Source organism: Kribbella lupini, from assembly GCF_039529595.1.
Classification (GTDB): Bacteria; Actinomycetota; Actinomycetes; order Propionibacteriales; family Kribbellaceae; genus Kribbella; species Kribbella lupini.
On the sequence record NZ_BAAANC010000002.1, the window covers coordinates 35056 to 57082 of the forward strand.

22 protein-coding genes and 2 tRNA genes are annotated in these 22027 nt (G+C 69.1%); 15 read left to right on the plus strand and 9 right to left on the minus strand.

The window, feature by feature from the left end; all coding sequences use genetic code 11:
- Positions 1 to 61 precede the first annotated feature (61 nt).
- From ABD235_RS13320 to ABD235_RS13335, 4 genes are all read left to right on the plus strand, one after another.
- Positions 62 to 1036 carry a class I SAM-dependent methyltransferase gene (locus ABD235_RS13320; RefSeq protein WP_344173823.1) on the plus strand — a complete coding sequence of 325 codons (975 nt, stop codon included), beginning with the start codon at positions 62 to 64 and terminating at the stop codon, positions 1034 to 1036.
- A 113-nt stretch (positions 1037 to 1149) separates the two neighbouring features.
- Entirely contained in the window at positions 1150 to 1758 is a 609-nt protein-coding gene (gene orn, locus ABD235_RS13325) for an oligoribonuclease (protein WP_344173825.1), read from the plus strand.
- Positions 1759 to 1804: 46 nt separating this feature from the next.
- Positions 1805 to 1877 (plus strand) — tRNA-His (locus ABD235_RS13330).
- A gap of 386 nt (positions 1878 to 2263) precedes the next feature.
- The gene (locus ABD235_RS13335; protein WP_344173827.1) at positions 2264 to 3085 is read left to right on the plus strand and encodes an Fpg/Nei family DNA glycosylase; all 822 of its coding nucleotides are present in this window, start codon (positions 2264 to 2266) and stop codon (positions 3083 to 3085) included.
- A 40-nt stretch (positions 3086 to 3125) separates the two neighbouring features.
- Here the strand turns inward: ABD235_RS13335 and ABD235_RS13340 are convergent, their stop codons facing one another.
- Complete coding sequence (locus ABD235_RS13340; RefSeq protein WP_344173829.1) at positions 3126 to 3485, minus strand: hypothetical protein; 360 nt, start codon at positions 3483 to 3485, stop codon at positions 3126 to 3128.
- A gap of 392 nt (positions 3486 to 3877) precedes the next feature.
- On the opposite strand from ABD235_RS13340, the gene ABD235_RS13345 reads away from it, so the two are divergent.
- Positions 3878 to 4384 (plus strand): hypothetical protein, encoded by a 507-nt coding sequence (locus ABD235_RS13345; RefSeq protein WP_344173831.1) that lies wholly within the window; start codon positions 3878 to 3880, stop codon positions 4382 to 4384.
- Here ABD235_RS13345 and ABD235_RS13350 read toward each other — a convergent pair.
- Genes ABD235_RS13350 through ABD235_RS13370 form a run of 5 tightly spaced genes read right to left on the minus strand, consistent with a single transcriptional unit; the run spans position 4381 to position 10858 of the window.
- Positions 4381 to 5721, minus strand: coding sequence for a Gfo/Idh/MocA family oxidoreductase (locus ABD235_RS13350; RefSeq protein ID WP_344173833.1), 1341 nt, complete (start codon positions 5719 to 5721; stop codon positions 4381 to 4383). The two genes, ABD235_RS13345 and ABD235_RS13350, sit on opposite strands and share 4 nt — an antisense overlap.
- Before the next feature lie 14 nt (positions 5722 to 5735).
- On the minus strand, positions 5736 to 7766 hold the full coding sequence (locus ABD235_RS13355) for a hypothetical protein (protein ID WP_344173835.1): 2031 nt from the start codon (positions 7764 to 7766) through the stop codon (positions 5736 to 5738).
- Complete coding sequence (locus tag ABD235_RS13360; RefSeq protein WP_344173837.1) at positions 7763 to 9064, minus strand: ABC transporter substrate-binding protein; 1302 nt, start codon at positions 9062 to 9064, stop codon at positions 7763 to 7765. Before ABD235_RS13360 ends, ABD235_RS13355 begins: the two co-directional genes overlap by 4 nt.
- A gap of 23 nt (positions 9065 to 9087) precedes the next feature.
- Positions 9088 to 9966, minus strand: coding sequence for a carbohydrate ABC transporter permease (locus tag ABD235_RS13365; RefSeq protein WP_344173839.1), 879 nt, complete (start codon positions 9964 to 9966; stop codon positions 9088 to 9090).
- Positions 9956 to 10858 carry a carbohydrate ABC transporter permease gene (locus tag ABD235_RS13370; protein WP_344173841.1) on the minus strand — a complete coding sequence of 301 codons (903 nt, stop codon included), beginning with the start codon at positions 10856 to 10858 and terminating at the stop codon, positions 9956 to 9958. The genes ABD235_RS13365 and ABD235_RS13370 overlap by 11 nt, the downstream gene beginning before the upstream one ends.
- 204 nt (positions 10859 to 11062) lie before the next feature.
- On the opposite strand from ABD235_RS13370, the gene ABD235_RS13375 reads away from it, so the two are divergent.
- Positions 11063 to 12067, plus strand: a complete 1005-nt coding sequence (locus tag ABD235_RS13375; protein WP_344173843.1) for a LacI family DNA-binding transcriptional regulator — start codon at positions 11063 to 11065, stop codon at positions 12065 to 12067.
- Between the two features lie 5 nt (positions 12068 to 12072).
- On the opposite strand, the gene ABD235_RS13380 is transcribed toward ABD235_RS13375, so the two are convergent.
- Entirely contained in the window at positions 12073 to 12399 is a 327-nt protein-coding gene (locus tag ABD235_RS13380; protein WP_344178758.1) for a hypothetical protein, read from the minus strand.
- Here ABD235_RS13380 and ABD235_RS13385 point away from each other — a divergent pair.
- On the plus strand, positions 12295 to 13014 hold the full coding sequence (locus tag ABD235_RS13385) for an alpha/beta hydrolase-fold protein (RefSeq protein WP_344178643.1): 720 nt from the start codon (positions 12295 to 12297) through the stop codon (positions 13012 to 13014). The two genes, ABD235_RS13380 and ABD235_RS13385, sit on opposite strands and share 105 nt — an antisense overlap.
- Before the next feature lie 3 nt (positions 13015 to 13017).
- Here the strand turns inward: ABD235_RS13385 and ABD235_RS13390 are convergent, their stop codons facing one another.
- Positions 13018 to 14724: an aminotransferase class V-fold PLP-dependent enzyme gene (locus ABD235_RS13390; protein ID WP_344173845.1), complete on the minus strand. Its 1707-nt coding sequence runs from the start codon at positions 14722 to 14724 to the stop codon at positions 13018 to 13020.
- A gap of 153 nt (positions 14725 to 14877) precedes the next feature.
- On the opposite strand from ABD235_RS13390, the gene tenA reads away from it, so the two are divergent.
- From tenA to ABD235_RS13405, 3 genes are all read left to right on the plus strand, one after another.
- Positions 14878 to 15546, plus strand: coding sequence for a thiaminase II (gene tenA, locus ABD235_RS13395; protein ID WP_344173847.1), 669 nt, complete (start codon positions 14878 to 14880; stop codon positions 15544 to 15546).
- Complete coding sequence (locus ABD235_RS13400; protein WP_344173849.1) at positions 15543 to 17096, plus strand: phytoene desaturase family protein; 1554 nt, start codon at positions 15543 to 15545, stop codon at positions 17094 to 17096. The genes tenA and ABD235_RS13400 overlap by 4 nt, the downstream gene beginning before the upstream one ends.
- 76 nt (positions 17097 to 17172) lie before the next feature.
- Positions 17173 to 17248, plus strand: a tRNA-Lys gene (locus tag ABD235_RS13405).
- A 180-nt stretch (positions 17249 to 17428) separates the two neighbouring features.
- On the opposite strand, the gene ABD235_RS39900 is transcribed toward ABD235_RS13405, so the two are convergent.
- Positions 17429 to 17641, minus strand: coding sequence for a three-helix bundle dimerization domain-containing protein (locus ABD235_RS39900; RefSeq protein ID WP_425553111.1), 213 nt, complete (start codon positions 17639 to 17641; stop codon positions 17429 to 17431).
- 97 nt (positions 17642 to 17738) lie between these two features.
- Between ABD235_RS39900 and ABD235_RS13415 the strand changes: the two genes are divergently transcribed.
- The 5 genes from ABD235_RS13415 (at position 17739) to ABD235_RS13435 (ending at position 21618) form a co-directional block, all read left to right on the plus strand.
- A complete protein-coding gene (locus ABD235_RS13415) occupies positions 17739 to 18332 on the plus strand; it encodes a PadR family transcriptional regulator (RefSeq protein WP_344173853.1) in 594 nt (197 codons plus the stop codon).
- A 105-nt stretch (positions 18333 to 18437) separates the two neighbouring features.
- Complete coding sequence (locus ABD235_RS13420) at positions 18438 to 19403, plus strand: ATP-binding cassette domain-containing protein (protein WP_344173855.1); 966 nt, start codon at positions 18438 to 18440, stop codon at positions 19401 to 19403.
- Positions 19400 to 20245, plus strand: coding sequence for an ABC transporter permease (locus ABD235_RS13425; protein WP_344173857.1), 846 nt, complete (start codon positions 19400 to 19402; stop codon positions 20243 to 20245). The genes ABD235_RS13420 and ABD235_RS13425 overlap by 4 nt, the downstream gene beginning before the upstream one ends.
- 89 nt (positions 20246 to 20334) lie before the next feature.
- On the plus strand, positions 20335 to 20757 hold the full coding sequence (locus ABD235_RS13430; protein ID WP_344173859.1) for a DoxX family protein: 423 nt from the start codon (positions 20335 to 20337) through the stop codon (positions 20755 to 20757).
- Positions 20758 to 20784: 27 nt separating this feature from the next.
- Complete coding sequence (locus ABD235_RS13435; RefSeq protein ID WP_344173862.1) at positions 20785 to 21618, plus strand: alpha/beta fold hydrolase; 834 nt, start codon at positions 20785 to 20787, stop codon at positions 21616 to 21618.
- The last annotated feature ends 409 nt before the right edge of the window (positions 21619 to 22027 follow it).

Sequence of the window (22027 nt, forward strand, 5' to 3'; positions counted from 1 at the left end):
CTGTTCGTCCGAAGGCACACGTCGGACGACCGTGATCCGTGTGATCCGCGACACTGGGCGCATGACCGAGATCGACTGGGCTGCTCACGCCGAGCACCTACGCAAGTCCGCTGCCGACGAAGCCGGCTGGAACGCCCTCGTTGCCGCCGACCTGGTCCGCGGTACCGACCGGCTGATCGTCGACGTCGGCTGCGGAGGCGGCGGGATGGCGAAGGCTCTCGCGACCGCCGTACCGGAAGCCACTGTCGTTGCCCTCGACGCGGACGAGGAGGTACTCCGGCAAGCCCGCGAGCACACCGCCGGCCTGGTCCGTTGTGAACTCGTCTCGATGGACGACGGCCCCGAGCCCCTCCGCGCCGCGATCGGCGCACCGGCTGACCTGATCTGGGCCTCGGCATCCGTGCACCACGCCGCCGACCAACAGGCCGCGGTCACCGCACTCGCCTCGCTCCTCGCCCCCGGCGGCCGTCTCGCGCTCGCTGAGGGTGGCCTGCCCACGCGCATGCTCCCGTGGGACCTCGGCCTCGGCGAACCCGGTCTCGAACTGCGCCTCGATGCCGCGCAGGACCGCTGGTTCGCCGCCATGCGCGCCGGCATCCCCGGATCCGTGCCCATGCCGTACGGCTGGACCGAAGCCCTCCAGCGAGCCGGCCTGACCGGCGTCACCACCCGCACGATCCTCACCGAGAAACCCCACCCGCTGTCGGAAGCCGACCGCGACCAGGTCATCGAACAGCTCCGCCACCGAGTAGCCCGCCTCGACCCGGAGGACGCCGCGTCCGCCGGCCACGGACATGGCCACGGTCACGGCCACGGCCACGGCCACGGCGACGGCGACGGCGACGGCGACGGCGGACGAGGGCACGGCCACGCCGACCTCGATTCGACGGCGCCGGAGATGCCGATGCTCGGCGCCGACGACCTCGCCGTGTGGCACCAGCTGCTCGACCCCGACAACCCCCACTTCCTCGGCCGGCGTACAGATCTGGCCTCGCTCTCCGCCCGCAGCATCCACCTCGGCCAGGCACCCGGCTGACCCGCTGCCGACCTGCTCGCCCCCCGCGTACGCCGTACCGGACGAACCGCCACGCCCGGCGTTTGGGCTGCCGGGCGCGACGAGGCGACAGGCTCGCCGTAAGGTGGGTGCCCATGAATGACCGGCTGGTGTGGATCGACTGCGAGATGACCGGCCTCGACCTGGTGAACGATGCCTTGATCGAGGTCGCTGTGCTCGTCACCGACTACGAACTCAACGTCCTCGGCGACGGCATCGACCTCGTGATCGCCCCACCCCCGCAGGCGCTGGAGCAGATGGGCGACTTCGTCCGCGACATGCACACCGCCTCCGGCCTGCTCGAGGAACTGCCCGCCGGCATCCCCCTCGCGGACGCCGAGCAGCAGGTGCTCGACTTCATCAGCGGCTACGTCAAGGAACCCCGCAAGGCCGCCCTGGCCGGCAACTCCGTCGGGACCGACCGGACCTTCCTGGTCCGCGACATGCCCAAGGTCGAAGCGCACCTGCATTACCGCAACGTCGACGTCAGCTCCATCAAGGAACTCGTCCGCCGCTGGTACCCGCGGGTCTACTACGCCACCCCCGCCAAGACCGGCAACCACCGCGCCCTGGCCGACATCACCGAGTCGATCGCCGAGCTGCGCTACTACCGGCAGACCGTTTTCGTGCCCCAGCCGGGCCCCGACTCCGACACCGCCCGGGCCGCCGCCAGCCTCGTCACCACCCCGATTTCCGACAACTGACCAACGTCGCTATGATTACCGAGCCGTCGCAGTCAGGGCGGCAATGGTGGGTATAGCTCAGCTGGTAGAGCACCTGGTTGTGGTCCAGGGGGCCGCGGGTTCAAGTCCCGTTACTCACCCTCAGGCGAGGGCGACTCTTGTCCGCGGAAAGCGCGGACGGGGTCGCCTTCGGCATTTTGTGCGGCTGCGCTTCGCTTGCCGCGTTGCGGGGGCTTCGCCACCCGCACCCCCTGGGGCCTTCGCTTCGCTCGGCTGCTGAGGCTGGGGTGGGATTTGGTACGGCGTTGGGGTGCACCATCTTTGGGTGTCTCGGCCGTTGGCCTTCGCTTCGCTCGGCTGCTGGGGCTGAGGTGGATTCTTGGTACGGCGTTGTGGTGCACCTTTCGGGTACGTCCGCCTTCGCTTCGCTCGGCTGCTTGGGGGTGACGTGCCGAAAGGTGTCGTCTGCGGCGGATCACCCGCACTGTTGGTGAGGTCGTGATCGCGTTGACGCTACGCTCGGGTGGTGCCTGAGCTTCCCGAGGTTGAGGCGGCCCGGTCGGTGGTCGAGCAGCACGGGCTGCGGCGGCGGATCGTCGAGGTCGACGACAGCGATTCCTTTGTGTGCCGTCCGCACCAGCCTGGGGAGATCCGCGCGGCGCTGGTCGGCGGCACGCTCGTGAGCGCGCAGCGCCGGGGGAAGAGCATGTGGTGCGAGGCCCTCGGGCCCGGGAGCGCGGTCACGCTCGGCATTCATCTCGGGATGTCGGGGAAGATCGTCGTCGCCGATCCCGACGGTACCGAGACCGACGGTGGTGACTACTGGGAGGGCCGGCGGCAGCTCGGCGACTACAGCTGGGCGCGGTTCACGATCACCTTCGAGGACGGCGGGCGGCTGATGCTCGTCGATCCCCGCCGGCTCGGGCGGGTCCGGCTCGATCCTCCGGTGGATCGGCTCGGTCCGGACGCGCAGACGATGACGCCGGCGGAGTTCCGGACGGCGTTGACCAGCGGTGGATCGACCGCGGTCAAAGCACGGCTGCTGGACCAGCACCGCATCGCGGGAATCGGTAACCTGCTCGCCGACGAGGTGCTGTGGCGAGCGCGACTGCATCCGGCCACGGCCGTCCGGGACCTCTCGCCGGCGCAGACCACGAAGCTGCTGCGATCGATCCGGACCGCGATCGCGGCCGCCTTCCGGGGCGGAGGTGTGCACACCCTCACCGTCGTTCCCCATCGGCACCCAGGAGGCACCTGCCCACGCGACCACGCACCGATGACCACCGGCACCGTCGGAGGACGGACGAGCTGGTGGTGCTCGGCCGAACAACTGCTCCCGCAGAACTGACCCGGAACCGCCCGACCGCACCGCGTTCAAGGGCACCGGTTCAATCGCTCGCGGTGGACGACCCGCGCGGTGGATCCGTTTCCGGTACGGCGCCCGACAGCGCCTCCAGACGCTGGTGCAGCCGTCGTGGCCACAGCAGGAAGGAACCGAACAGCACGGCTCCAGCCGCCGGGAGCACCGTCTGCGTCCATCGGTCGCCATCCAGGACGTGCAGCACCAGACTCGTCACCTCGACCACGAGCAACCCGGCGGCGAGCACCCTGAACCACCGCGACCGCACCCGCTCGAGCTGGACGCGCGTCAGCTCCGCGGCCAACGCCCGGACCGCTGGATCATCCGGAACCGTCCCACGCCAGGTCGCGCGCTGCGCCGCCCGCTCCTGGCCAGCCGTCAGGTTCATCGCCCGGAAGCGACCCATCAACTGTCGTTCCCGCCGGCGAAACAGAGCCATCGACAAGCCGAACGCCGGCGCCGTCAGAGCGGCGGAGACCAGCGCCGCTGTCCAGGTTTCGCCCATCAGATATCTCAGTCCGAGGCCGAACAGCACTCCGAACAACCCGCCGCAGCACACTCCGAACTGCCAAGCCGCAGCGTTTTTCAGAAAGTTCCGCACAGCTCTGAGGTTCCCGCTGCTCCCTGAGTCACACCTCAGGCCCCGACGATTGCAGCATCTGACATGACTTCCGCCGAGGCGTCCTCGACCGGGCGTGCCCCGCCGCCTCGCTCGCCAACCCGGGCCGTGACCGCGTTTCGGAGCGGACTTGAGCTGGGGTGTTTGAGAGGATCGGCCGGATGAAGTCCTCAGGAAGCGTCTGGTTCGTGTACGGGGTCGCCGTGGTGGTGACCTTCCTGATCGGGCTGCTCGCTTTCTCCGTCTTCGTCCTCGCCAAGGTCTTCGGGTCCTCCGAGCCCGACCCCGCGCCGGCTCCGCCCGCGGTCACCCAGGCGGCGCCCACGCCCGCTCCGGCCCCGGCTCCGAGAACCACGGTCGCCAAGGTCTTCGAGATCCGGCCGGTGGTCGCCGACGACCGGCAGCTCGTCCTCGTCGTCGCCACGCCCGCGGGGTGCACTCGCTTCCTGCGCGCGACGACGTACGCCGAAGGGCCCGGCGCGGTCGCCATTCGGGTGACCCAGCAGGCGGACCGCGCGGGGTGCACGTGGCAACGGAAACCGGTGCTCGCCACCGCGGCCCGGGCCGTCGGAGGGCGGACGCTCATCGTCAACGGCACCGTGTGGACCCCGACCGCGGGCGGCGTCTACCGGCTTGCGCTGGCCGACGCCACCCGCACCAGTGGCTAGCGATCCAGCGGCAGGTTGAACTCCCGGATGCTGACCGGCTGCCCTGTCTCCAGCGAGCGGTTGGCGGCGATTCCCACCGCCACGCTGCGCAGGCCGTCCTGGTAGCCCGCTCGGTGGTGGAGGGGATCCGGGGTCGTGGTCGGGCGGAAGATGTCGTCGAGCAGGTGGTTGTCGCCGCCGCCGTGGCCGCCTTCGCCTGCGGGGATGGGGATCTCCTGGGCGGGTTCCCAGTGGCGCTGGAGCAGGATGCGTTCGCCGGCCGGGCGGGGGTTGGTGGCGGTGGCTTGCGGGTCGTCGGGGTTCATGCTGGGGTCGACCGCGGCCGCCGTACCGACGAAGCTGCGTTCGACGACCTCGAGCTCCAGGCGGCCTTCGGTGCCGTTGATGGAAACGCGGTAGCCCTCCCACGGGGCGTGGGCGTTCAGTGAGTAGGTGAGGATCGCGCCCGACCGGTACGTGACCAGCAGGCCCATGTTGTCCTCGATGGTGATGCCGGGGCTGAACACGTCCTGGTCGCGGATGTAGCCGTCGTCGGCCTCGGCGTCCAGGTAGAGGGCGCGGAGCTTCTCGTCGGCCGCCATGTCCAACGCGAACGGATCCGAAGACAACCCTGCAGACCCGGCCGAGCGCGCGGGGCGATCGGTGAGCCCGCGTTCGGCCGCGTTCTTGTCGCCGTAGAAGCGCAGACCGCCGGCCGCGGTCACCACCTCGGGGACGTCCGCGAGCCACCAGTTCACCAGGTCGAAGTGGTGGCTCGACTTGTGCACGAGCAGGCCGCCGGAGATCTCCTTGCGGCGGTGCCAGCGGCGGAAGTAGTCGGCGCCGTGCACGGTGTCCAGCGCCCACTCGAAGTGGATCGAGGTGACCTTGCCGATCGCGCCGTCCGCGATCAGCCGCCGGACCTCGCTGTTGCGCGGCGAGTAGCGGTAGTTGAAGGTCACCACCAGGTCCCCCGACGACCCCTCGACCGCCTCGACGATCTGCTGGGCCGGCTCGAGCGAGGTGGTGAGCGGCTTCTCCACCACCACGTCACAGCCCGCGTCCAAAGCAGCGGTCGCGTACCGGTGATGCGTGGCATCCGGCGACGTGACGATCACGACGTCCGGGCGCTGCTCCTCGAGCAGGCGCGCGAAGTCGTCCGGCCCGTAGTGCGGCGGCGCGGTCCCGCCCGCGGCCGTCACCACCTCGTCGTAGTACGCCATCCGCGTCGGGTTGGTGTCGCACCAGGCCACGAGCGTGCCGACATCGGCGTACGTCGACGTCAGGGCGCCGACGTACATGCCGGCGCGCGAACCGGTCCCGACCAGGGCGTAGCGGCGGTTCTTGGTGAGCGTCACGTGTCTCCTTGGATTCATGGTGAGCGGTGCAGTCCTTCGTGCCGGACGGTCCAGTCCTGGGGAAAGGCGGGGGCGACACCGTCGGCACCCGCCGCCAGCAGCGCGACCGCGGCCAGCAGGCCGCCGTTGCCCGGCAGGTAGACCGGCAGCGACGAGGTCTGCCGGTTGTGCCCGTTCGGCAGGAAGTCGTTCTTGGTGGCCTTCAGCAACAAAGCGTCGACCGCGAGCTCCGGCTCGCCGAGCCGCGCGGCCGTCATCGCGATCGCCGGGTAGTCCCACCCCCACGTACTGTCCCAGTCCCAGTCAGCCAGTACGCCGGCCAACGTCCGCCGCATCACGGCCTGGTCGACGTACCCGGTGTCCGGCACCACCCCGAGCGCGTACAGCATCGACGGATGGTCCTCCCGCACGGTCCACGGCTCCCCGTCGATCGCCGCGTAGCAGCCGTCGCGGGCCGGCGCCGGAACCAGCCCGTCGGCTACCTCGGCCCAGCGTGGATCCGGCGGCAGCCCGAGGTACGCACGCCACTCCTGCGCGACCAGGAGTCCCCACCGCCAGTACGCCAACTCGAATGTCGGGTTCACCAACGAGCCCCGGATCGCCGAGTACGACTCCTGCGCCGGGATCAGCGGCGGCCCCAACTGATAGCCGCGCGCGGTCTGCACGGCGTACGACGCCATGAACTCCGCACTCTCCAGCACGATCCGCCCGTACCGCTCGACCGCGTCCGCCGATCCCGTCCGCCGAATCAGCTCCGCCAGGTAGATCGGATGCGGCTGCTGCCAGACCAGGAACGGCCCGATGCTGCTCGGGCTCTCCCGCCCGTCCGGCGCGACCTGTTTCGGCCACCGCACCCCGCCGTACCCCTGGAGTCGCGCGGTCTCTCGCGCCTCCGGCAGGATCCGCTCGTACCAACCGAGGCTCCGCTCGAGCAGCTCAGCCCTTCCCCACAAGGCGAAATGCGCGCCGTGCCACCAGTGCATCTCGAGATGGAACCGCCCCCGCCAGCTGTTGCACATCAGCCCGGTCTCCTGCGGTGGCAGCGATCCCGCGCAGTTGATCGCCGTCAGGTACTGCGAGAGCACCACCCGCCGCTCGATCTCAACGGCGCGCTCGTCCCCCTCCAACGAAACAGCCGCTCCGGACTCCCAGAACCTCTCCCACGCTTCTCGGCAGTCCGCCTCCAGCGCCGCAAACCCGCCCGGCAGCTCCCGCCGCTCCCCCGAAAACCCGACCCGCAACTCCAAGACCTCAGTCTCGGAGGTCAGCAACAACTCATGCGCTCCCACCACGGCCAGCTGCGCATGATCGGCCCCGACACCCACCCAGTGCTGCGTACCGTCCAGCCGTCGCTCGACCTGCCAGCCACCGGCCACCTCGTGCACCGTCGTCGTGTGCGCCTCCGGCCGGCTCCAGTCAGCACCGTTGCCCCAAGCCCCCGACCCGTACGGAAACGCGAACCGCACCGCAAGCCCCTCGGTCAACGCCCGAGACTCGATCCGTACGGCGATCACGTCGTCCTCCGGCGCGCACAGCGTCCGCACCCGCACCACGTGCCCGTCGACGACGAACGAGCTGTCGATCACCCCGCCCCACAGATCCAGCCGCTGCCGAGCGTCCTCCGGTGACCCAGGGAACACGAACCCGAGCTGCCCCAGCTCGAGCCGGTGCGGGTTCGCCCGCAGCCACTCCTCGGCCGGCGTCTGTCCCGGTTCGTTGGTCGTCGCGAGATCCATCTCGCCGCCCAGGTCGACGTACGGCACGGGCCCGCGCGGCGTCGAGTACACCCGCCGCGTCTCGTCGAGCTCGTACGACCCCGGAAAGCTGTGCCAGCCCCACTGCGACAGCGTCCCGAGCAGCGTGCCGGCAGGCTCGTCCCCAGTCCGGGGCTCGACCGGGTAGCGCTCGGGCCAACTCTGCAGCCCAGTCACATCGACCGTGAAGCAGAGCTCCCCGTTCCCCACCGACAACGGCGACTCCGGCACGACGCCCACCACGTGGACGTCGTGCCGCCGTACCAGCTCCCGCCGGTCGATCGGGGTCACTGAATCGCCGCCCCCAGCTCCTCGAGGAACCGCTTCGCGCCCTGCGCCGGGGTCTGCCGGTTGAACAGCACCTCCGCGTTCGTCCGCTCCAGGATCTTCACGCTCTCGGTCGACCCGGTCGGCCCGATGATCAGCGCCGGCCCGACCTTCGGCGCGATCTTGGCGATGAAGTCCGCCGACGCGGCCTCGTCCTTCGGCAGCGACGGCTTCACCGCGGCGAGCACCTCGGAGTTCGCCGGGATGCCGCGGTTGGCCAGCGTGATCTTGCCCGCGGCCGGATCGTTGACCAGGAAGTTCACCAGCTTCGCCGCCGCCTCCTGGTGCTTGCTCCGGGCGCTGATCGTGTAGATCTGCGAGGCCTGCAGCCACATCCCCGGCTTGGCCGCCGCGCCCTCACCGGGAGCGCGCATCAGCAGCAGCTCCGCACCCGATGCCTTGCGCAACGAACCGAGCTGGTTCGTCCAGTCCAGCTGCATCCCGGCCAGGCCGCGACCCATCAGGCTCTGCTCCGGCGCCGGCTGCCCGACGAGCTCCGACGTCACCGCGGCCGGCGGCGTCGCGCCCGCGTCGCGCAGCGCGGTCGTCATCGTGAACCAGTCGGTCAGCGTCTGCTCGCTGATCCCGACCTTGCCGTCCTGGGTGTAGAGCGACTCGCCCCGCTGCCGCGCGTACAGGTCCAGCATGTCGGCGCTGGTCGGGTCCTCCGCGCCGTACGTCCCCTTCGGCGACGCCTTGGCGATCTGCTCGGCGATCCGCCGGAAGTCGTCCCACGTCCAGGTGTTGTCGTCCGGCAGCGGCACCCCGGCCGCCTTGAACACCTTCGGGTTCACCACCACGCCGAACGCGTTCACGCCCGTCGGTACGCCGTACTGCTTGTTGTCGAAGTTGCCGTTGGACAGCGACGCCGGGTCGATCTTGTCGGTCTTCAGCGTGTCCTTGACCTCGGCCAGGTCGAGCAGCGCGCCACGGTCGCCGTACTCGCGCGGGTACGCGCCGCCGAGCGTGATCACGTCCGGCGCGTCGTTGGCCGCGACGCTGGTCGCCAGCTTGTCGAAGTACCCGTTGAAGTCGCCGTACTCCGGCTTGACGGTGATGCCGGGATTGGCCGTCTGGAAGGCGTCGATCGCCTTCTGGGTCAGCGCGGCGCGGTCCTGGTTGCCCCACCAGGAGAACCGCAGCGTGACCGGCGCGTTCGGGTCGTCCGAGCCCCCGCCGGAGTCCCCGCCGCAGCCGGGCAGCGCGAGCAGCAGGCCGGCCAGCCCCAGCGCGGCGATCCGCCGGTACGACGAATGCTTCATGATCGTGGTCCTTTGTCCGGTGGTCATTTGAGCCCCGTGGTGGCGATGCCGCGGGTGAGGTACCGCTGGCCGGCCAGGAAGAAGCCGAAGATCGGCACCAGCGCGACCACCGACATCGCGAACAGCGGTCCCCACGACGTCCCGCTCTGGGCGTCCATGAAGGAGCGCAGCGCGACCGGCACGGTGTACTTGTCCGGGTCGGTGAGGAAGATCAGCTGGCTGAAGAAGTCGTTCCAGGTCCAGATGAAGGTGAACACCGCGGACGTCGCCAGCGCCGGCAGGCACAGCGGCATCACGATCCGCGCGTAGATCCGGAAGTGCCCGCAACCGTCCAGCCGGGCCGCCTCGTCCAGCTCGCGCGGCAGCCCGCGGATGAACTGGACCATCAGGAACACGAAGAACGCGTCGTGGGCCAGGAACTTCGGCACCACCAGCGGCAGGATCGTGTTGATCCAGTCCAGCTTCGAGAACAGCACGTACTGCGGCACGATCAGCACGTGGATCGGCAGCATGATCGTGCCGAGCATCAGCGCGAACCACAGCTTCTTCAGCGGGAACTCCACCCGCGCGAACGCGTACGCCGCCAGCGAGCAGGTCAGCAGGTTCCCGACGATCGCCAGCACCGCGATCAGCGCCGAGTTCCACAGGTAGTGCTGGAACGGGTGCGCGAGCGCCGTCCAGCCCTCGGTGTAGTTGCTGAACTGCACCTTGCTCGGCAGCAGCGACGGCTCGCGGAAGATCACCTCGGTCGGCTTGAACGAACTCGACAGCAGCCAGAGCAGCGGGTAGAGCATCACGAAGCCGAAGCCGATGATCATCGCGTGCTTGAGCAGGCCCTTGCCGCGCGGTTCGATCCCGGGCGGGCGGCCTGCGCGGACCCGGGGCAGCGTCTCACTCGTCACCGTAGAACACCCATCGCTTGGCGAACAGGAAGTTGATCGCGGTCAGTGCGGCGATGATCGCCAGCAGCACCCAGGCCATCGCGGAGGCGTAGCCCATGTGGAAGGAGCCGAAGCCCTCGTCGTACAGGTAGAGCGTGTAGAGCAGGGTCGAGTCGGCCGGGCCGCCCGTGCCGCCGCTCACCACGAAGGCCTGCGTGAAGCTCTGGAAGGCGCCGATCACCTGGAGCACCAGGTTGAAGAAGATGATCGGGGTCAGCAGCGGCAGCGTGATGTGCGCGAACGTCGTCCACCGCCCGGCGCCGTCGACGGCGGCGGCTTCGTAGTACGACGCCGGGATCTGCCGCAGACCGGCCAGGAAGATCACCATCGGCGCACCGAAGGTCCAGCCGTTCAGCAGGATCAGCGTGCCGAGCGCGAAGTCCGGGTGCGCGACCCAGCTCTGCCCCTCGATGCCGACCTTCGCCAGCACGTCGTTGACCAGGCCTTCCTGGCCGAAGATCTGCCGCCACAGGATCGCGATCGACACGCTGCCGGCCAGCAGGGACGGCAGGTAGAAGACCGAGCGGTAGAAGCCGAGGCCGCGGATGCCCTTGTTCAGCACGATCGCCAGGCCGAGCGCCATCAGCAGCTGCAGGGGGACGGAGATGAACACGTACTGGAAGGTGACCAGCAGCGACTTGTGCAGGCGCCGGTCGGACAGCATCTCCTGGAAGTTGGCCAGGCCGACCCACTCGGGCGGCCTGAGCAACGAGTAGTCGGTGAACGCCAGGTACAGCGAGGCGAGGATCGGGCCGAGTGTGATCGCCACCAGGCCGATCAGCCACGGCGTCAGGAACAGGTAGCCGGTCACCGCGTCGCGGCGGCGCTGGCTGTACCGCGTGTAGGGGCTCAACGCCTCACCTCCGGATCGAGTAACCGGTTTCTAGCAGTCCAGCTTGAAACGTGTCAATGCCTCACCAACGACAGCGACAATGTTTCGTTACAAGGGATTCGTTGTCCACAGATGACCGAGAGACCGGTTTCCCAACTCGGCTTTCGGGAGCTATCTTGGCCGTGCCCGGCGGCACGCGCCGCCGGACCTGAGGGGAGGATCGCGGTGGACCAGAACGCGAGAGTGTCGGCCAACATCAAGCTGGTCGCCGAGGCCGCGGGGGTGTCCAGGGCGACGGTCTCGCGGGTGATGAACGGCCGGTCCACGGTCGCGCCCGAGCTCGCCGAGCGGGTGCTCGCGGCGGCCAGCGCGCTGGACTACGCGCCCAGTCAGGTCGCCCGCAGCCTCGCGCTCGGGCGGACGTCGACGATCGCGCTGATCGTGCCCGACCTGTCGAACCCGATGTTCCAGGACGTGCTGCGCGGCCTCAGCCAGGCCGCCGGCGAGGACGGGCACCGCCTGCTGATCGCCGAGTCGAACGAGCACGTCGAGGACGAGGAAGTGCTCGCACTCGAGGCCCGTCGGCGCTGCGACGGCGTGGTGCTCGCCTCGCCCCGGTTGCCGACCGCCGACCTGGAGCGGCTCGCGCCGCAGCTCGCGCCGCTCGTGCTGATCAACCGCAAGCTCCCCGGCGTACCGTCGCTGTCGGTCGACTACGCGGCCGGCATCCAGGATCTCGTCGCGCACCTGCTCTCGCTCGGCCACCGCCGCATCGTCTACCTGGCGGGACCACCAGCCAGTACGTCGAACCGCGACCGCCTCGACGCGCTGCTCCGGCTGTCGCAGGAGGGCCGGGAGTTCGAGCTGATCCAGGTGGCGTGCGGAGCCATGTTCGAGAACGGGCACGCGGTCGCCGGTGGGGTCGCGGCCAGCGGGGCGACCGCGGCCGTCGCGTACAACGACATGGTCGCGTTCGGCGCGCTCAGCGGCTTGCACGAACTGGGCGTCTCGGTGCCCGGCCAGATCTCGATCACCGGGTTCGACGACATCCCGTTCGCCCGGTTCACCACCCCGCCGCTGACCTCGGCCGCCGTCCCCAGGAACACGCTCGGCCGGCGCGCCTGGGAGCAGTTGCGGTCCCAGCTCGACGGCCACGACGGCGGCGGTTCGGCCGACTTCAGGCCGCGGCTGCTCGTCCGCGGCAGCACCGGCCGCACCGCCGAGGGGTGACCAGGTCAGCCGCGAGGTTCGTAGCCTGAGGCAAGCAGTTCCACAACGTACGTCGCGGTGTCCTCGGCACCCCACCCGTACTGACCGTGCAGCGCGCGCAGGTGCACGTAGGTGAGCAGCACCAGGTTGGTGAGGGCAACGACGTACCGCTCACGGTCGTCCGGCGGACTCAGCGTTCCGTCGGCGGCGGTCAGCCGCTCTCGTCCAGTGCCCGTAACGGGCTTCAGGTGTTCGCGGTAGTCGGCGGCGCGCCGCCGCAGCCTGGGTGGGTACGGTCCGACGCGCCGCCCGGCGGGCTGACCAGCCAGTCGTTCGGCAGCTCGGTCGTCCACGTCTATCAAGCAGTCGGCGCCAGGCCCGGGGCTCCGCTGGTCGTGCTGTTCGACGGCGGCCGGTGGCTCGACCTGGGGATCACCACCCTGCTCGACAACCTCACCGCGGACGGGCTCGTCGAACCGGCGATCGTGGTCCTGGTCGACAAGATCGGCACCGCGGCGCGCTACCGGGGACTGACGCTGCCGCGGTACTTCGAGCCGCTGCTTGCCGACCTGATCCCGTGCGTGACCGACGGCTGGAAGGTCACCACCGACCCGGCGCGAACGGTCGTCGCGGGGCAGAGCCTGGGCGGGCTGCTCGCCACGTATCTCGCGCGGACCCAACCGTGGCGATTCGGCGCGGTGCTGGCGCAGTCGACGTCGTACTGGTGGCCGGGTCAGGACGAGCCCGGCGAGCTGTGCGGCGAGGCGGAGCTCGCGGCGGCGGACGGACCGCGTACCAGGTTCGTCCTCAGCGCCGGGAAGTTGGAACGTGACGTGCTCACCGGCAACCGCCGGATGCGTGACGCGCTGTCCGGCGAGATCGTCTACCGCGAGTACCAAGGCGGCCATGACTTCGCCTGCTGGAAAGGCGAGCTGGCCGACGGTCTGATCGCGCTCCTGCCGGGCTGACGCCTACCGAACCACCGGCGACAGGCAACTGCTCGGCAGGTCGAACCAGCGCAGGTGGTCGAACTCCGTGTTGACCGTGCCCTCGGCCTCGGTGTCGGCGTGGTGGCAGGCGGCCAGGAGCTCGCGGGCCTCGGCCAGGTAGCCGGCCAGGGCCGACTCCGGCGCCGTGGTGTCGTGCCGCGGGTACCGCAGAGCGCCGTCCCGGTCGTACCCGACCTGCGACAGCCGCATCGGCGGCTCGACCGGGCCCCGATGGTGGCGCCACAGCCCGTTCGACGGGTCGAAGCGGTAGTCGCCGAGCAGTCGCCAGCCCTCCTGCGCGACCAGGCGGACCGCCTCCACGACGTACTCGAAGACGGCCTCGGAGATGAAGTAGTTGAAGTTGACCCGCACCCAGCCCGGCTTGATCCCCTCGCACCCGTGCTCGATCTCGTGAGCGAACTTCGCCGATCTGGCCAGGTCGATGTTGAGCAGCGTGTGCCCGTACGGACCGGCGCAGGAGCAGCCGCCGCGCGACTGGATCCCGAACAGGTCGTTGAGCAGCGCGACGACGTAGTTGTGGTGCAGGTAGCGCCCGGACGGCGCCTTCACCACGAACGAGACGATCGACAGCCGCTCGGAGTCCAGGTTGCCGAGGATCTCCAGGTGCGGCTCGGCCCGCCACGCCTCGACCGCGCGCCGCAGGTACGCGTCCTCGTGCGCGCGGATCACGTCGATGCCGACCGCCTGCTTGAGCTGGAAGACCAGCCCGGCCCGGATCGACTCGATGATCGCCGGCGTCCCGCCTTCCTCGCGGTGGATCGGGTCGTCGAGGTAGCGGTGCTCGACCGGGTTCACGTACGCGACCGTCCCACCACCCGGTACGTCGGGCACGCGGTTGCGCAGCAGCTCGCGGCGCGCGACCAGCACGCCGGGCGTCCCGGGCCCGCCGATGAACTTGTGCGGGCTGAGGAAGATCGCGTCCTTGTACGCCAGCGGGTCGTCGGCCTGCCCGCCGTACATGTCGATCTCGATGTACGGCGCGGCCGCGGCGAAGTCCCAGAACGACAGCGCGCCGTACCGGTGCAGCAGCGCGGAGACCCGTGGGGTGTTGCTGACGATGCCGGTCACGTTGCTGGCGGCCGAGAACGAACCGATCTTCAGCGGGCGGTCGGCGTACTCGATCAGCTTCGACTCCAGCTGCGGGATGTCGATGTGCCCGTCGGCGTCCTGCCCGATCACGATCACGTCGGCGATCGACTCGCGCCAGGGCAGCTCGTTGCTGTGGTGCTCGTACGGGCCGATGAACACGACCGGCCGCTGCGCGCGCGGGATCTCGTCGCTCAGGTGGTACTCGTCGTCGAGCTGCGCCGGGATCCGCAGGCCGAGAACGCCGATCAGCTTGTCGATCGCGCCGGTCGCGCCGGAGCCGCAGAAGATCACCGCGGTCTGGTCGTCACCGCCGACGCTGTCGTGGATGATCCGCCGGGCGTCCTCGCGCAGCCGCGTGGTCTGCAACCCGGTGCCGCTGGACTCGGTGTGCGTGTTCGCGTACCGCGGCAGCACCTCGTCGCGGATGAAGTCCTCGAGGAACGTCAGCGCGCGGCCGGACGCGGTGTAGTCGGCGTACGTGACCCGGCGTGGTCCGTACGGGCCGGGCATGACCTGGTCGTCACCGATCACCGAGCCCCGGATCCGGCGCAGCAGCGGGGTGTCGGGCGGCATGGTCATGGCAGGACCGTAGGGCGGCCGGATAGACGGCCCGTCGACGTCCGATCGGTGTTCCCCCATGGCGTCAGGGTAAGGCCGGGGAGTGATTTTCGTCTCGTGTACGACGGGCCGGTGCTCGCTAGGGTCGTGGCAGTCGAGCGCGAGGAGTCGAGGATGACGTTTTCCACCGAGCTGTGGGACGCCGGGGCCGCCAAGGTGTACGCCGAGATCCTCCGGCACCCGTTCATCACCGGGCTGACCGACGGGACGCTGCCGCATTCCAAGTTCCGGTACTTCATCGTTCAGGACAGTCACTACCTGCGCGCGTACTCACGGTCCCTGGCACTGGCCGCCGCCCGGGCCACCGACGAGGACGCGGTCAGTATGTTCGCGCGGCACGCGGCCGAGGCGATCGACGTCGAGCGCGAGCTGCACACGTCGCTGCTCGGGTCGCTGGGGCTGACCTCGGCCGATGTCGACGCCACCGGTTCGGGACCGACGACGACGGCGTACATGTCGTACCTGACCGCGGTCTGCGCGACCGGGACGTACGCGGAGGCGGTGGCCGCCGTACTGCCGTGCTACTGGATCTACCGCGACGTCGGGCGGGAGCTGCTGAAGCAAGGCTCGCCGGACCCGGTCTACGCGGAGTGGATCGCGACGTACGGTTCCCCGGAGTTCGACGCGGTCGTAGAGTCGGTGCTGGCGGTGACGGACGCACTCGGTGCCGAGGTCGGCCCCGGCGAACGCGATCGTTGCCATCGGCACTTTTCCACGACGACCCGGTACGAGTGGATGTTCTGGGACGCCGCCTACCACGAACTGGAGTGGCCGGTCCGATGAGGGATTTCTACGACGTCGTGATCGTCGGCGGCGGGCACAACGGTCTGGTCGCCGCCGGGTACCTGGCCGGCGCCGGCCTGAGCACGCTCGTCGTGGAGCAGCAGTCGCACACCGGTGGCGCCGCGGTCAGCCAGCAGGTCTTCCCCGGCATCGACGCGCGGCTGTCGCGCTACTCGTACCTGGTCAGCCTGCTGCCCGACAAGATCGTCGCCGACCTCGGGCTGTCGCTGCAGCTCCGGTCACGCTCGGTCGCGTCGTACACGCCGGTACGCCGGGGCGGCCGCGATCTGGGGCTGATGGTCGAGCGGCCTGAGGGCGCTGCGACTCGCGAATCGTTTGGGGTTTTGACGGGCAGCGATGCCGAGTACGACGCGTGGCAGCAGTTCTACGCCTCCGTGTCCGATCTGGCCGCCGTCATCGCCCCGACTCTGCTCGAACCCCTGCAGTCCGCCGCCACCCTCCGCCAACGCATCGATCCCACCCTCTGGCACGAACTCGTCGAACGCCCCTTGGGCGAGACGATCGAACACCGCTTCACCGACGACACCGTCCGCGGCGTCGTCGCCACTGACGGAGTGATCGGCACGTTCGCCCGGCTGCGCGACGAGTCGCTGCTGCAGAACCGGTGCTTCCTCTACCACCTGATCGGCAACGGCACGGGCGAGTGGCGGGTGCCGGTTGGCGGCATGGGTGCGGTGACCGACGCGTTGCTCGACGCCGCCCGGCGGGCCGGCGCCGCGGTGGTGACCGACGCGGCCGTCTCCGCGATCGAGGCCGACGGCAAGCGCGCCTCGGTGACCTGGCTCGGCGGCGACGGGGAACGCAGCGTCGACTGCTCGTACGTGCTCGCGAACGTGGCGCCCGCCGTACTGGATCGGCTGCGGGGGCGCGCTGCCGGCCCGACGCCTGAGGGCTCGCAGCTGAAGATCAACCTGCTGCTCTCCCGGCTCCCCCAGCTCAAGTCCGGCGACGACCCGCGCCGCGCGTTCGCCGGGACGTTCCACATCGACGAGGACTACAGCCAACTCGAGACCGCGTACGCCGAAGCCGCGGCCGGCGAGCTCCCCGCCGTACCGCCGTCTGAGGTGTACTGCCACTCCCTCACCGACCCGTCGATCCTGAGCCCCTCACTCGTGGCCTCCGGCCACCACACGCTCACCGTCTTCGGCGTCCACTTCCCCACCCGCTTGTTTGCCCAGGACAACGAAGCCGCCCGCACCGAGGCGGTCCGTCGCGTGCTGGCCGGCCTCGACAACCACCTCGCCGAACCCCTCGAGTCCTGCATCGCCCGCGACGCCGACGGCAACCCCTGCATCGAGGCCAAGACCCCCGTCGACATCGAGTCCTCGGTCGGCATGCCCGGCGGCCACATCTTCCACGGCGACCTCCAGTGGCCCTGGTCCGACGACGAGGCCGAAGCCGGCCGCTGGGGCGTCGAGACCGACGTCGCCAACCTCCTGATCTGCGGCTCCGGAGCCCGCCGAGGCGGCGCCGTCAGCGGCATCGGAGGCCACAACGCAGCCCAGGCGATCCTCGCCCTGCACCCCTGACCCACCCACCCCAGAACCGATTTTTCTTCTCCCCCGATCCCCTGCTACTGTTCTCTTCGTTCGAAGGAAACACCAAGCGCCGCTAGCTCAATTGGCAGAGCAGCTGACTCTTAATCAGCGGGTTCGGGGTTCGAGTCCCTGGCGGCGCACCAGCATCGAGGCCCAGGCAGACATCGCATCTGATCCTGGGCCTTTGTGCGTTCCCACGCACGCTTTGGGCCGCGGCACTCACGAGACTGATCCGGCTCACCGCTGTCGACCGGCTCAGGCCGCCGGCAAAGAAGATCTGAAAACGACCTCGTGCGACGGACAGGTCAGCGGATCAAGCCCGTTCAGCCCGCCGCTTGACGAAGGTGCTGTTTGGCCGTTCGCTCCACGAACAACGGAACGAAGTCTCTGATCGGCGCCTGCTCGAACGCCGGTTGCGCATCCTGGACGACCGCCGCCACGCTCTCGGTCGGCACGTCCGGAAACTGCCTCGCCAGTCGATCGACTGGCTTTGGAGGTCTCCACCAGCACCGTTTGTAGGTCAGTGCTGATACCACCCGGACCAGGAGGACACCCTAGTGTTGGTGGGAGTTGACACACCCTGGCGGGCGCGCAAGCGGAGCGAGTCCGAGCAGATTGAGCGGAGGTGGGCGCATGTCGGCGACGAAGCTCCTGGTACTCGGTGTCGTGCACCTCTCCGGCGGCGCGCATGGCTACCAGGTGCGGTCCGAACTGCAGAGCTGGGGTGTGGAGAGTTGGGCCAAGATCAAGCCCGGCTCGATTTATCACGCGCTGAAGAAGGCGGCGGCTGATGGCCTCCTCACCGAGCACGCCGAGCCGGGCAACTCCGGGCCGGAGCGCGTTCTGTACCGCGCGACAGCTCGGGCACGTGACGAGATAGTCGAACTGGTCCGCGACGGTCTGCGGCGCACCCACGACCCGGCCATGCTCAACGCGTCCATCGCCATGTTGCCCATGCTGACCAGGACAGATGCCATCGCGCACGTCAACGAGCGGGTCGCGCGCCTGGAAGCGGAGCTCGTAGTGCAGGACAAGTGGCGGGAGCACCCCAATCGGGACACCCCCGAGCACGTCCGCGATCAGGCCGAACTGTGGGCGGGACACACACGCACCGAACTGGAGTGGGCGAAGAGGCTGAGTAAACGACTGTCTGAGGGCGCCTACACCATGGCCGATGATCCGGGTTCGTGGCGAACGGTCCCCGATCCCCTCACGATGCGCTTCTAATCAAGCTTGACTAGCGGTTTCCTCCTCGGGTACTTTGGCGAAGTAGTCAAACTTGGCTAGTGCTCAACCAATCCGTTCGCAACACCGGGAGAGGGAATCGAACCGATGGGAAAGCTCGCGATCGAGACGAGAGGGTTGAAGAAGAGCTTCGGCAAGACCCACGCGGTCGCCGGTGTGGACTTGGCCGTGAGCGCCGGGGGCGTGTACGGCGTGCTCGGTCCGAACGGGGCAGGCAAGACCACCACGATCCGCATGCTGGCCACGCTCCTGCACCCCGACGCCGGAGAGGCGCAAGTGCTCGGCTACGACGTCGTGCGCGACGCCCAGGCGGTGCGAAACAGGGTGGGCCTCACCGGGCAGTTCGCGTCGGTCGACGAGGACCTCACCGGGGTGGAGAACCTGTTGCTGCTCGCCAGGCTGCTCGGCTACTCACGCCGCCGAGGCAGGGAGCGTGCGGCCGACCTGCTCGACGCGTTCGGTCTTGCCGAGGCGGCCGACCGGCAGGTGAAGAAGTACTCCGGCGGGATGCGCCGGCGCATCGACATCGCGGCGAGCCTTGTCGTCACCCCCGAACTGATCTTCCTCGACGAGCCCACGACCGGGCTCGACCCGCGCAGCAGGAACCAGGTCTGGGAGATCGTCAGGGGCATGGTCGCCGAGGGCGCCACCGTGTTGCTGACCACGCAGTACCTCGACGAGGCCGACCAGCTGGCTGACCGGATAGCGGTGATCGACCACGGGAAGGTGGTCGCCGAGGGCTCGAGCGGCGAGCTCAAGGCATCGGTCGGCGCCGGCTCACTGCACGTACGGCTACGTGCGCCCGAGCAGCGGGCCGAGGCAGAGCGGGTCCTCGCCGGCGTCCTCGAGGTGCCGGCCGAGCCGTCCGCTGACCCGGCCGCGCTGTCCGCGCGGATCTCCGACCCCGAGCGGGTCGCCCGTTCCCTGGCCGAGTTGTCCCGCAGCGGCATCGACGTCACCGAGTTCGCGCTCGGTCAGCCGAGCCTGGACGAGGTGTTCCTCGCCCTGACCGGACACGCCGCCGAGGAGACAACCGAGGAGGATGCCGCATGAATGCCACGTCCACGGAGCAGGCGTCGGCGCCGGTCACCGAGGACGCGCTGCGCAGTGTGCTGTCGGCCGGTGAGCGCCCGCCCCGACCCGGTCCGGTGAGCACCTCGTTGACGTTCGGCTGGCGCGCTTTGCTGAAGATCAAACACGTCCCGGAGCAGCTCGTCGACGTGACCATGTTCCCGATCATGTTCACGCTGATGTTCACCTACCTGTTCGGTGGCGCGCTCGCCGGGTCGACGCAGGAATACCTGCAGTTCCTGCTGCCCGGCATCCTGGTGCAGGCGAACGTCATGATCACCATGAACACCGGCATCACGCTGAACACCGACATCCAGAAGGGGGTGTTCGACAGGTTCAGGTCACTTCCGGTGTGGCAACCGTCGCCGCTGGTCGGCGCCCTGCTCGGCGATCTGGTGCGCTACTCGATCGGGTCGGCGATCGTGATCACGCTCGGCCTGGTCCTAGGGTTCCGGCCGGAGGGTGGCGCCGTCGGGGTGGTGCTCTCGGTGGTGCTGCTGCTGGTGTTCTCGTTCTGCCTGTCGTGGCTGTGGACGATGCTCAGCCTGATCCTGCGCACGCCGAACTCGGTGGCGGGAGTCAGCATGATGGTGATGTTCCCGCTGACGTTCGTGAGCAACATCTTCGTGGACCCGAAGACGATGCCCGGGTGGTTGCAGGCGGTCGTCGAGGTCAACCCGATCACCCACCTGGCGACCGTGGTGCGCGGCCTGATGCACGGCTCGGTGCCCGCCGGGGAGATCGGCTGGGTGCTCGTCTCGTCCGTACTTCTCGTCGCGGTCTTCGGTCCCACCACCATGGTCCTCTACCGCAACAAGAAGTAGATGCCGCTACGAGCACTGGGTCGAGATCAACTCCGACAACCCGGCCCACTCGGCCAACGCCCCGGCCCGGACACGACAAGGAGAGTCGAATGAGCACCATCCCCAAGAACAACTCGGAAACCGTTGCGCACACGCCCGGGCGGGCGATCAGCATCGGGGTCTGGATCCTGCAGGTCGTGCTGGCGGCGATCATCGCCGGCGGCGGAATCTCGAAGCTCGCCGGCGACCCGGTCATGGTGGACATGTTCGCCGACATCGGGGCTGGCCAGTGGCTCCGGTACCTGGTCGGAGCGCTGGAGGTCTCGGGAGGGGTTGGACTTCTGATCCCGGCTCTGGCGGGCCTGGCCAGTCTCGGGTTGGCGGCATTGCTGACCGGTGCTGTCATCACCGATCAGTTCGTGCTCGATCAGAGCCCTTGGCTGGCGCTCGCCCTTCTCGTCGTGGCGGCCGTGATCGCAAGGGCGCGGTGGTCGCGCACCGTGGCCGTCGTCGGCACGCTGCTCAGGCGATGAGACAAACCTCTCGAACGGAGATGTGAGATGAACGAGATGGACTTTCGCGTGACATCAAACGATGGCACCACCATCACCTACGACCGGAAGGGAAGCGGCCCGGCTGTCGTCCTGGTAGGCGGCGCACTGGACGACGGAGCCGAGAACGCTTCCTTGGTACCTGCTCTCGCCGAGCGCTTCACGGTCTACAACTATGCCCGTCGGGGACGCGGCGCGAGCGGCTTCACCGAGCCCTACACCGTGGAAAGAGAGATCGAGGACCTGGATGCGTTGATCGCGGAGGCGGGTGGCTCGGCACACCTGTTCGGGGCGTCCTCTGGTGGCGCGCTGGCGCTGGAAGCCGCCGCGGCCGGGTCAGCCATCGACACGATCGCCGTGTGGGAGGTGCCCTACGCGGTCGGGGACGACATACGCCCGCGATTCGAGGAGTACGTCGCCGACACCCGACGCGCCTTCGACGTCGGGCGAGACGAGGAGGTTCTCGAACTGTTCATGCGCCTGTCCGGCGCTTCCGACGACAACATCGCGGCCAGGAAAGCGGCAGGCAAGCAGACGTCGCATTGGGCGGATTCGGTCGCCCTCGCGCCCACGCTGGTCCACGACAGCGTCTTCCACAACCGCTACCAATTGCCGGCCGATCGACTGGCAACGGTCACCCAACCGGTCCTGGTCACCACCGGAGGACCGATCACGGTCCCCTACATGGCAGGCCTGCCCTCGGACTTCTTCGACCGCGCAGCCGACGAGCTTGCAGACCTCCTACCCCACGCTCAACGGGAGACCCTCGAGGGGCCGGATCACGTCGTCGACCCACAGACCATCGGCCCGCTGTTGCTACGGTTCTTCAGCAGCGAACACTGAGAGGCCCGCGAGGTGTTGCGGGGAGACCGATTAGGCACCCTGATCCTGGGCGTGCTCGTCACAACGTCTTCGTCGCCACGCGAGGCCGGGCCGTCGTACTGACCTGGGCCTCAGTGGAACTCGACCAGGCCTACCCGCTGCTCATCGGCTCCGTCGTCGGTCGTACCCCGCACTCCGGGCCGCCTCAGTACCGCCCGCCGAACCCCTGCGCAGCACATGACCAGGCACCTCGGTACGGCCAGTGATTCCGGGCTGTAATCGCATGCGGTCACCGTTCCCGGGCGGTGGCCCGGTGCCGAAAGTCGTGCCCACGGCGTGCTCACGTCAGGAGTGCCACCGATGACGCAGCCGCGTTCCCGGGTCGACCTGTACGCGGCGATCCGACGGGATGCCCGATCTGGGATGTCCA